Raw genomic sequence first — 10,270 nt, 5'->3', positions numbered from 1 at the left:
GTTCGAGGCCGAGGGCATCACGGTTCACACCGGCCGACGGGCCGTGGCCGTCCGCAGGGAGGCACCGGGCACGCCGCGTGGGCCCGTGGTGGTCACTCTGGACGGCGACGGCGGGCCCGAGCACGTCGTCGCGGACGAGATCCTGGTCGCCGTCGGGCGGACCCCCGCCACCGGCGAGCTCGGCCTGCCCGCGGTCGGCCTGCCCGCGCGGGGCTTCGTCGAGGTCGACGACCGGATGCGGGCCACCGGCGTGGCCGGGGACTGGCTCTACGCCGTCGGGGACGTCAACGGCCGTGCGCTGCTCACCCACATGGGCAAGTACCAGGCCCGGGTGGCGGCGGACGCCATCACCGGCCGCCTCGACCCGGCGGGCCGGCCCGCCGCCGACCGCGCCGACCCGGGGGCCGTCCCGCGGGTGACGTTCACCGATCCGCAGGTGAGCGCCGTCGGCCGGACGGAGGCGGCGGCCCGCGCGGCCGGCCTGGATGTCCGCGCCGTCACCGTCCCGACGGCGTCGGTGGCCGGTTCGTCGGTGCGCGGCACCGACGCCGTCGGGACGTCCCAGATCGTGGTGGACACCGCCCGCCGGGTGCTGGTCGGGGCGACGTTCGTCGGCCACGACACGCAGGAGATGGTGCACGCCGCGGCCATCGCGATCGTCGGGGCCGTCCCGCTGGAGGATCTGTGGCACGCGGTGCCGTCCTTCCCCACGGTCAGTGAGGTCTGGCTGCGGCTGCTGGAGGCCTACGGTCTTTGACCAGCCCGGGTGTCGACGCCGACGCGGGGCGGAACGTCCGTCCTGGAACGTCGGGGGGGCGGTGTGCCCACCGCGGGCGGGGGTCCCGCGGCGGGCCGGCTCACCGCCGTCAGGTGAAGATCGAGACTCCGCCGGGGCCGACGAGCAGGCCGATGACGATGAGCGCGATCCCGTACAGGATGGCGCCCCGGACCAGGGAGACGATGCCCGCGATCACCAGGATGACGGCGATCAGCCAGAGAATGAATTCCATGGTCGTCTCGTTCCTTGCCCGAGGTCAACAAAACCTCCCCGGAACTTTCGGATCAGGCCGGGGCGGCGGCGCCGCGGCCCTCCGGCACGACCGGGCGGACGTCGGGAGCGCCCAGCCTGGCCGCGTCGGCGGTGTGGTCGTCGGCCTGCCGCTGTGACTCGAGTTCGGCGGCGACCCGGGCCCGGTAGTGATCGATCTCGCGCTCGACGGTGGCGGGGCTCCACCCGAGGACGGGGGCGATCAGCTCGGCGACCTGGGGGGCGGTCTCCAGCCCGCGGTCGGCCGTCTCGATCGAGATGCGGGTCCGCCGGGTCAGGACGTCCTCGAGGTGCAGCGCGCCCTCGTGCGACGCGGCGTACACGGCCTCGACCGCCAGGTACTTCGGCGCGCCGCGCAGCGGACGGCCCAGCTCGGCCCGGTCCGCGACGAGGGCCAGGACCTCCTCGGCGAGGGTGCCGTATCGGTGCAGCAGGTGCTCCACCCAGGCGACGTGCAGCCCGGAGGCGCGAGCCAGGCCCTCCCGGGCGTTCCACAGCGCCGGGTAGCCGTCCGCGCCGAGCAGCGGGACACGATCAGTGCACGACGGCGGCACCGCGCGGCTCATCCCGGCCGTCGCCGCGTCGACGGCGTCCGCCGCCATCACCCGGTACGTCGTGTACTTGCCGCCGGCGACCATCGTGAGCCCGGCGACCGGGCTGACCACGGCGTGCTCCCGGGACAGCTGCGAGGTGTCCTCCGACTCGCCGGCCAGCAGCGGCCGCAGGCCGGCGTAGACGCCGGTGATGTCCTCGGTGGTCAGCGGTGTGCGCAGCACCCGGTTGACGGTGTCGAGCAGATAGGAGATGTCCGCGCTGCTGGCGGCCGGGTGCGCGAGGTCGAGGTTCCACTCGGTGTCGGTCGTCCCGACGATCCAGTGGCTGCCCCAGGGGATCACGAACAGGACACTTTTCTCGGTGCGCAGGATCAACCCGGTCGAGCCGTGGATGCGGTCGCGCGGGACCACGATGTGGACACCCTTCGACGCGCGCACCGAGAGCCGCCCGCGCCCGCCGACCATCGCCTGGATGTCGTCCGTCCACACCCCGGCCGCGTTGATCGTCTGCGCGGCGCGGACCTCCAGGTCGACCCCGTTCTCCAGGTCGCGCACCCGCACCCCGGCGACCCGGTCGCCCTCCCGCACCAGCCCGGTGACCTGGGCGCTCGTGGCGACCAGGGCCCCGTAGCGGGCGGCCGTGCGGGCGACGAACATGGTGTGCCGGGCGTCGTCGACCTGCCCGTCCCAGTACTGGATGGCGCCGACGAGCGCGTCGGGGCGCAGCGACGGGAACTCGCGCAGCGCCGCCTTGCGGGTCAGGTGCCGGTGCAGCGGGACACCCCCGCTGCGGGGGGCACCGCCGTCTCCGCCCGTGCGGGGGGCGATGCGCCCGATGCCCTGCCCGAGAGTGTCGTAGAGCAGCACGCCGCTGCCGATGTAGGCGCGTTCCCAGCCGTGATGGGTCAGCGGGAGCAGGAACGGGATCGCCCGGACGAGGTGCGGGGCGATCGTCTCCAGCAGCAGCGACCGCTCGCGCAGCGCCTCGCGGACGAGGGCGCCGTTGAGCTGCTCCAGATAGCGCAGGCCGCCGTGGATCAGCTTGCTCGACCGGCTGGACGTCCCGGCGGCGAGGTCGCGGGCCTCGAGCAGGGCGACTGACAGGCCCCGCGTGGCCGCGTCGAGCGCCACCCCGGCGCCGGTCACGCCGCCGCCGATCACGACGACGTCCACCGGCTCGGCGCGCATGCGCCGCAGCGCGGCTGCCCGGCTGGCCGGGTCGAGGCGGGCGGTACCGGTCATGGTGTGTGGATCCCCCTTCGACCGTGTCCTGTCCTGGGCGTCCTGTCCTGGGCGTCCTGTCCCGGGCGGTCCCGAGCGTTGCCGTCCCGCGGTGCGGACGGCTCCATCCCATCGTGCCGGCAGTTGGTGCGCACCGCTCACGCTGAGGTGAACGGCGGGTGTCGATCGGGCGCACGGGGGCGCAGGTGGGCTCCATGATGCCCAGCCGGCCCGCCGACAGGTCCGGTCCGGACAGTGGCGGTCGTCGCGGCCGGGGATCCCGTGTCCCTGTTCGCGCCCGGCGCCGCGCGTCGAGGCCCGGATGGGGCATGCTGGTCGGGCAAATCGATCTGCTGCCGTCGCACACCGTCGGGCGGGGGTGCCCGACCAGGGGGCCGCCCGATCCACGAACTGGCCCGGAGTGGTGATCAGATGGACCTGACCTTCAGCGCCGCGGAGGAGGCGTTCCGCGCGGACCTGCGGAGCTGGCTCGCCGGGAGCGTCCCCGCGGCGTGGCGGGAGCCGGGCTTCTGGGCGGGCGTCCCCGACGACGAGGGCTTCGAGCTACGCCGGGAGTGGGAGCGCCGCAAGTTCGACGCGGGCTTCGCCGGCATCGACTGGCCCACCGAGTACGGCGGGCGCGGCGGCACCCCCGGCATGAAGGCGATCTACGACGAGGAGCTGGCGCTCGCCCGAGCGCCGGGAACCGTCAACCCGCTCGGGCTCGCCTTCCTCGCCCCGACGATCATGGCGATCGGCACGGACGAGCAGAAGCGCGAGATCATCCGTCCGCTGCTGCGCTGCGACGTGATCTGGTGCCAGGGCTTCTCCGAGCCGGACGCGGGCTCCGACCTGGCCGCACTGCGGACGTCCGGCGTGGCCGACGGCGACGACATCGTCGTCAACGGCCAGAAGGTCTGGACGACCAACGCCGGCCACGGTGACCGGATCTTCACCATGGTCCGCACCGAGCCGGGCAGCCAGCGCCACCGCGGCCTGTCGATGCTGCTGCTCGACATGCACCAGGACGGCGTCGAGGTGCGGCCGCTGCGGCAGATGAGTGGGGCGACCGAGTTCGGCGAGGTGTTCTTCACCGACGCCCGGGTCCCCGCCCGCGAGTGCCTCGGCGGCCTGGGTAACGGCTGGTCCACCGCGATGCTGCTGCTCTCCTTCGAACGCGGCGCGTCGGGCATCTCGCAGTACACCGCCTTCCGGAAGTCCTACGACGAGATCGTCCGGGCGGCCCGCGCGCTGGGGCGGGACACCGACCCGGTGCTGCGCCAGGAGCTGGGCCGCCGGATGGTCGAGCTCGAGTGCCTGCGCTACCACGCCATGCACGTGCTCACCCAGGTGGAGCGGGGCGCCGACCTGGGCGCCGAGTCGTCGATGACCAAGCTGCAGTGGTCCGAGACCTACCAGGACCTGTTCGAGACCTTCGACGACCTGCTGGGCGCCGACGCGGCGGTCAGCACCCCCGTCGCGGGCCTCGACATCTCCGCCCTGCAGTCGGAGGGGTTCTGGACAAGGTCGGTCACCATCTGGGGCGGTTCGTCGCAGGTGCAGCGCAACATCGTCGCCGAGCGGGTGCTCGGCCTGCCGCGCTGAGTCCGGAAGGGACCATCGAAGTGTTCTTTGCGCTGACTGACGAGCAGCGTGCCCTGGGCGAGACCGTCCGGGCCTTCCTCTCCGGCCGTTTCGACCTCACGGCGGTGCGGGCGGTGTTCGAGGACACCGCCGGTGACGGGCACCCGCTGGAGCTGTGGAAGTCGGTGGGGGAGCAGGGCTGGCTGGCCGTGTGCGTCCCGGAGGAGTTCGACGGGCTCGGCCTCGGGCTGCTGGACGCCCAGGTGGTCGCCCGTGAGCTCGGCGCGGGGGCCGTCCCGGGGCCATGGCTGCCGACGGTGCTGGCTGGGGAGGCCGTCCGGCTCGCCGGGTCGGACGCGCAGCGGGCCGAGCTGCTGCCCCGCCTCGCCGACGGCGACCTCGTGGCGACGGTGGCCCTGCGGGGAGCCGGCGGGGCCTGGGACGCCTCCGGCGTGGCGGTCACCGCGCGCCCGGCGCCGGGCACCGTCACCGGCATTGCCGCGGGGGCCAACGGGTTCGGTTCCGAAGGGGCCGGGGGCTCCGACGAGCCTTCGGGCTCCGGTGTGTTCGGCGGCTCCGGTGGTCTCGTCGGTGAGCTGTCCGGGACGGCGTCGCCCGTCGAGTATCTCGGGGTCGCCAACCTCGTCGTCGTCGCGGCGATCGAGCCCGGCCCCGCCGGCGCTGCTCCCGGAGCGGGCGAGGTGGGCCTGTACCTGCTCGACCCCGGCGCGGCCGGCGTCGCCGTCCGCCCGCTGGTCGGTCCCGACGGGACCACCCGGCTCGCCGCCCTGGAACTGGCCGGGGCGCGGGCCAGGCGGCTGCCCGGCTCGTCGGCGGCGGCGCTCGCCGACCTCATCCGCCACGGCGCGCTGCTCACGGCGGCGGACCAGGCCGGGGTCGCTCGCGAGGCGCTGACCAGGACGGTTCACTACGACCGGGAGCGGATCCAGTTCGGCCGCCCGGTCGGCTCGTTCCAGGCGCTCAAGCACCAGCTCGCCGACCTGCACGTCGCGGTCACGATGGCCGAGCACGCCGTGATGTACGCCGCGCACGCGCTCGACGCGGGCCTCGACGACCTGGAGCTCGCCGTCGCCGTCGCCAAGGCGAAGGCGAGCCAGGCGGCCCGGGACGCCACCGCGGCGATGATCCAGTACCACGGCGGCATCGGGTACACCTGGGAGCACGAGGCCCACCTGTTCTACAAGCGCGCCCGCCGGATGTACGGGGCCTTCGGCGACCCTCCCGCCCACCTCGAGCGGGTCGCCGCGCTGACCGTCGACTCCCTGATCTGACAGCTCGGCGCTTCGCAGGCTCGCTCGATCGCCGGCTCGGCTCGGGGTCGGTCGGGCCTGGTCGGCCGGTGGCTCAGTCGACCGGCGAGCCGGCGGGGACGGCGCAGGCCGCCAGCACCTCGCGTGCCGTGCCGAGCGCCGCCGCGCGGTCGGCGGGGACGAGCCCGACGCGGGTCCGCCGGTCGAGCAGGTCGTCGGCGTCGAGTGCTCCCTCGTGGCGCACGGCGAACACCAGCTCGGCGCGGGTGACCGCGACTCCCTCGGCGATCGGCGCGAGCAGCTCCGGGTCGCGTTCGGCCAGGGCCAGCACCGCCGGGGCCTGGGTTCCGTAGCGCGCCACCAGCCGGCGCGGCGCCGGCACCGCGGCGAGCACGCGGCGCGAGGCCGCCCCGACGAGGGGGAGCCGGTCGGTCCGACAGGGCCCCGCGTCCAGGTCGGCCTGGGCGACGGCGGCGTCCACCGCGTCCGCCGCCATTCGGCGGTAGGTCGTCAGCTTGCCGCCCACCACGGTGATCACGCCGTCGGACCCGACGTGCACGGCGTGCCGCCGGGACAGGTCCGCCGTGCGCCCGTTCGGGCCGTCCAGCAGCGGGCGCAGCCCGGCGAACGCCCCCAGCAGGTCCGCGCGGTCGACCGGGGTGGCCAGCACGCTCGACACGACGTTCAGCAGCTGCGTGATCTCCTGGTGATCCGGCGTCGGCACGTCCGCGACCTCGTCCGTCGGGATGTCGGTCAGTCCCACGTACACTCGCCCGTCGCCCTGCGGCAGCACGAGGGCGTACCGGTTCCGCTCGCCGGGAATCGGCACCGACAGCGCCGTCGGCGTGCCGCCGAACGCCGCCGCGGGCAGCACCAGGTGGGTGCCGCGGCTGGGGCGGAGCCTGACCTCCGGGGCGAGCGCGGGCGTCCAGACCCCGGTCGCGTTCACCACGGTGCGGGCCCGCAGTGTGCACCGGGTGCCCGTCAGGGTGTCGACCACCTCGACGCCGACCGGCTCCGGCGGCAGGCCGCCGTGCCGTGCCGCGCCGCGCCGCGCGTACCCCGGGCTCTCCACCGACAGCACGCGGACCCGGGTCAGCACCCGGGCGCCGAACGCCGCCGCCGTCCGGGCGATCGTCACGACCAGGCGGGCGTCGTCGACGAGCTGGCCGTCCCAGTGGAGCAGGCCGCCGCGCAGCCCGGCCTCGCGCAGCCCGGGGACCATCCCGAGCGTCTCGACCGCCGAGAGCCGCCGCGGCGGCGGCAGCACCGTGCCGGGGGTCCGGGCGCCCCGCCGCAGCAGGTCCGCCAGGCCCATCCCGGCCCGGGCCAGCATCGCCGAGCCGGCGGGGACGTTCTCGGTGAGCGGCAGCACGATCGGCAGCGGGTGCACCAGATGCGGGGCGGTACGGCGCATCAGGATCTCGCGTTCGAGCGCGCTCTCCCGGGCCAGCCCGAGGTCACCGGAGGCGAGGTAGCGCAACCCGCCGTGGACGAGCTTCGAGCTCCACCGGCTGGTGCCGAAGGCCAGGTCGTGCGCCTCGACCAGCGCGACGGACAGCCCGCGCGAGGCCGCGTCGAGCGCCACCCCGGCGCCGGTGACGCCGCCGCCGACGACGAGGAGATCGACGGCCTCGCCGCCCGCGAGCTCGCCGAGCTCGCGGGCACGGCGGTCGGCGGTGAGCGACGAGCGGTCGAACGGTGTGCTCATGACGGCGCTCCCGGGTGCTCGATCGGCCGGATCTCGTCAACTGCGTCAGCAGCCTCGACGGCCTCAACGACGTCAACGGCCCTGACAGCGTCAGTTGCGTCAGTGGCGTCGAAGGCGGCCTCGGCTGTCTCGCCGGCGCGCGGGGCCAGGTAGCCGTCCAGTGTCAGGTAGAGCTCACGCGCCAGTGCCTCCTCGGTGATCTCGTCGCCCAGCGTGTCCGCGGAGAGAACGTACGACTGCACGACGAGCAGCACCATCCGTGCCTGGGTCGCCGGGTCACCCGCCCGGACGGCGCCGCCCGCCTGCGCCTCGCGCAGCTGCTCGCACAGCAGCTCCAGGACGAGCCGCTGGGTCGCGCCGAGACGCTCCAGGACGTAGGGGACCAGCAGCTCCGGGTCCGTCTCAAGGATCTTGCGGAACAGCGGGTTCGCGCGGAAGGTCTGCGCCGCGGTGACCAGGTAGCGCACCAGGCCGGCCCGCGTGCCGGCGGCCAGGGACGGCTCGGCCGCCCGCGCCGCGGCCGTGACGATCCGGCCCCACTCGCGCGTCATCACGTCGCCGACAAGGGAGCGCAGGTCGGGCCAGCGCCGGTACAGCGTCATCCGGCTGACGCCGGCGCGCCGGGCCACGTCGGTGGCGGTCGTCCGACGCACGCCGACGCTGAGCAGCGACGCGGCGGCGGCATCCAGGACGGCCGCGTCGGCGCTCTCGCCGCGCCGGCCCGCACCGGGAGCGGTTCCCGGAGCGGGCCCGGAGCGGTCAAGGGGTAAGGCGCCGGCCCGCGCGGAGCCGCGGCCGGGCGCCGGCAGGGTGTGGGGTGATGTCGGCCCGGTCACCGGCTGTCTCCCTCCCGCGGCTCTCGCCGCTCCCACCCGTCGGGGCGCTCCGCCAGCTCAGCCCTGACTGTGCCCGGGACGGGATCGTGTGACACTGTTACTCGAGTTGTCACAGCGTATCGACGATACCGCCTCGACCCCGGCGGAACGGATGCGAACGGATGAGGTGACGGCGATGACCACTGAGGCGACGACCCCGCCCCCCGGCGCTTCCCCCAGGCCGGGCGCGGGGAGTCCTGGGGACCAGAGCGTCCGTCCGGCACCGGGCCCGGGGGACACCACCCCGACCGCGCCCGCCGATCCGGTCTGGTGGGGGTGGGGCGCCGCGGCCGCGCACCACCCGCTGCCGGGCGCCGTCCGCGACCTGCTCGGCCAGCTGGGCATTCCGTCCCGCCCCAGCGCGCCGGTCGCGCTCGCCGACATCACGCTCCCGCCGGTCCGCCTGCCGGGTGAGGTGCTGGACGAGCTGCGGGCCGTGGTCGGCGCCGGCCATGTCCGGGATGACCGCGAGGCGCGGATCCGCCACTGCCGGGGCCGCTCCACCGTCGACCTGCTGCGGCTGCGGTCCGGGGACGCCTCCGACGCGCCCGACGCCGTCGTCGCGCCGTTCGATCACGACCAGGTCCTCGCGGTGCTGCGGATCTGTTCCCGCCACCGCGTGATCGTCGTCCCGTTCGGTGGCGGCACCTCGGTCGTCGGCGGCCTCACCCCCCGGCTCCCGCCGGGTCAGGCACCCGACGGCGCACCCCGGTGGCACGGCGCCGTCGCGCTCGACCTGCACCGGCTCGACGGCCTCCTGCGCGTCGACCAGCTCTCCGGGACGGCGGTGCTGGGCGCCGGCCTGCGCGGGCCCGCCGCGGAGGCGCTGCTCGCCGAGCACGGCCTGACCCTCGGGCACGTCCCGCAGTCGTGGGAGTACGCCACGATCGGCGGGTTCGCGGCGACCCGGTCGAGCGGCCAGGCATCGGCCGGCTACGGGCGGTTCGACCAGCTCGTCACCGGGCTGCGGCTGGCGACCCCGGTGGGGACGTGGCAGCCGGGGCGGGGGCCGGCGTCGGCGGCCGGTCCCGACCTGCGCCAGCTCGCGCTGGGCTCCGAGGGCGCGTTCGGGGTGATCACCGAGGTCACCGCGCGGGTGCGCCCGGCCCCGGCGCGGCGGCGGTACGAGGGCTGGCGGGTCACGGACCTGGCCACCGGCCTGGACCTGCTGCGCGAGCTGGCCCAGCGGGACCTGCTGCCCACCGTCCTGCGCCTCTCCGACGAACTGGAGACGGCCGCCGGCCTGGCCAACGCCGTCAGTGCGGGCACCGATGTCACCGCCGGTGCCGATGCCGCCAACGCGGCCGACGGCCCCGCGGGCGCCGATGCCGCCGCCGATGTCACCGCCTCGGGCGGGTGCTACCTGGTCACCGGGTACGAGGGGAGCGAGGACGAGGTGACCGGACGCGCCGCGGAGGTCCGCGCGGCCCTGAGGGACGCCGGCGCCCGCCCGCTCGGCGAGGACGTGGGACGGGACTGGGCCGCCGGCCGCTTCCACGCCCCATACCTGCGCGACGCGCTCCTGGACGAGGGCATCTTCGCCGAGACCCTGGAGACGGCCGGGTACTGGTCGACGATCCCGACGCTGTACGCGGCGGTCCGCGCGGCGGTGACCGGCGCGATCGAGTCCGACGGGTCGCCGGCCGTCGTTCTCTGCCACGTCTCGCACGTCTACCCGGCGGGGGCGTCGCTCTACTTCACGGTCGTCTGCGCCGAGGGCCCGGACCCGATCTCCCGCTGGGACCGGGCGAAGCGCGCCGCCGGAGACACGATCATGGCGAACGGTGGCACGATCACCCATCACCACGCGGTCGGCACGGACCACCGTCCCTGGATGCCCGCGGAGGTCGGCGAGGTGGGCGTCGCCGTCCTGCGCGCGGTGAAGGCCGTGCTGGACCCGGCGGGCATCCTCAACCCGGGTGTCCTCGTGCCGCCGCCGTCCGAGTAGCGCCGCCGTCCGGATACCGCCCACGGCCCACCGGGGTCGTCGATACCGGATCTCGCCG

The 10,270-nt window shown here is 75.3% G+C and carries 8 protein-coding genes; 4 read left to right on the top strand and 4 right to left on the bottom strand.

What is annotated here, in order from left to right; genetic code table 11:
• Positions 1 to 757, top strand: a 757-nt coding sequence (locus FMEAI12_RS11415) for an FAD-dependent oxidoreductase (RefSeq protein ID WP_146776678.1), incomplete at its 5' end; no start/stop codon positions are given.
• A 109-nt stretch (positions 758 to 866) separates the two neighbouring features.
• Here FMEAI12_RS11415 and FMEAI12_RS37090 read toward each other — a convergent pair.
• Together FMEAI12_RS37090 and FMEAI12_RS11410 are read right to left on the bottom strand one after the other, a co-directional pair.
• Positions 867 to 1,010: a GPGG-motif small membrane protein gene (locus FMEAI12_RS37090; RefSeq protein WP_018501614.1), complete on the bottom strand. Its 144-nt coding sequence runs from the start codon at positions 1,008 to 1,010 to the stop codon at positions 867 to 869.
• A gap of 52 nt (positions 1,011 to 1,062) precedes the next feature.
• Entirely contained in the window at positions 1,063 to 2,844 is a 1,782-nt protein-coding gene (locus tag FMEAI12_RS11410) for a glycerol-3-phosphate dehydrogenase/oxidase (RefSeq protein ID WP_112105987.1), read from the bottom strand.
• A 411-nt stretch (positions 2,845 to 3,255) separates the two neighbouring features.
• Here FMEAI12_RS11410 and FMEAI12_RS11405 point away from each other — a divergent pair, with 411 nt between their 5' ends.
• Both FMEAI12_RS11405 and FMEAI12_RS11400 read left to right on the top strand, forming a co-directional pair.
• A complete protein-coding gene (locus FMEAI12_RS11405) occupies positions 3,256 to 4,428 on the top strand; it encodes an acyl-CoA dehydrogenase family protein (protein ID WP_112105986.1) in 1,173 nt (390 codons plus the stop codon).
• A 20-nt stretch (positions 4,429 to 4,448) separates the two neighbouring features.
• Positions 4,449 to 5,699 carry an acyl-CoA dehydrogenase family protein gene (locus FMEAI12_RS11400; protein ID WP_112105985.1) on the top strand — a complete coding sequence of 417 codons (1,251 nt, stop codon included), beginning with the start codon at positions 4,449 to 4,451 and terminating at the stop codon, positions 5,697 to 5,699.
• A 73-nt stretch (positions 5,700 to 5,772) separates the two neighbouring features.
• On the opposite strand, the gene FMEAI12_RS11395 is transcribed toward FMEAI12_RS11400, so the two are convergent.
• Positions 5,773 to 7,389, bottom strand: a complete 1,617-nt coding sequence (locus tag FMEAI12_RS11395; RefSeq protein ID WP_112105984.1) for a glycerol-3-phosphate dehydrogenase/oxidase — start codon at positions 7,387 to 7,389, stop codon at positions 5,773 to 5,775.
• Positions 7,386 to 8,225, bottom strand: a complete 840-nt coding sequence (locus tag FMEAI12_RS11390; protein WP_112105983.1) for a TetR/AcrR family transcriptional regulator — start codon at positions 8,223 to 8,225, stop codon at positions 7,386 to 7,388. The genes FMEAI12_RS11395 and FMEAI12_RS11390 overlap by 4 nt, the downstream gene beginning before the upstream one ends.
• Positions 8,226 to 8,400: 175 nt before the next feature.
• On the opposite strand from FMEAI12_RS11390, the gene FMEAI12_RS11385 reads away from it, so the two are divergent.
• Positions 8,401 to 10,212, top strand: a complete 1,812-nt coding sequence (locus tag FMEAI12_RS11385) for an FAD-binding oxidoreductase (protein ID WP_235013898.1) — start codon at positions 8,401 to 8,403, stop codon at positions 10,210 to 10,212.
• Positions 10,213 to 10,270: the final 58 nt, after the last annotated feature.

Source organism: Parafrankia sp. Ea1.12 (assembly GCF_900465275.1).
In the GTDB taxonomy this organism is placed as follows: Bacteria; Actinomycetota; Actinomycetes; order Frankiales; family Frankiaceae; genus Parafrankia; species Parafrankia soli.
Note: the sequence above shows the minus strand (reverse complement) of the source record. Positions and strands in the feature narration are given on the sequence as shown.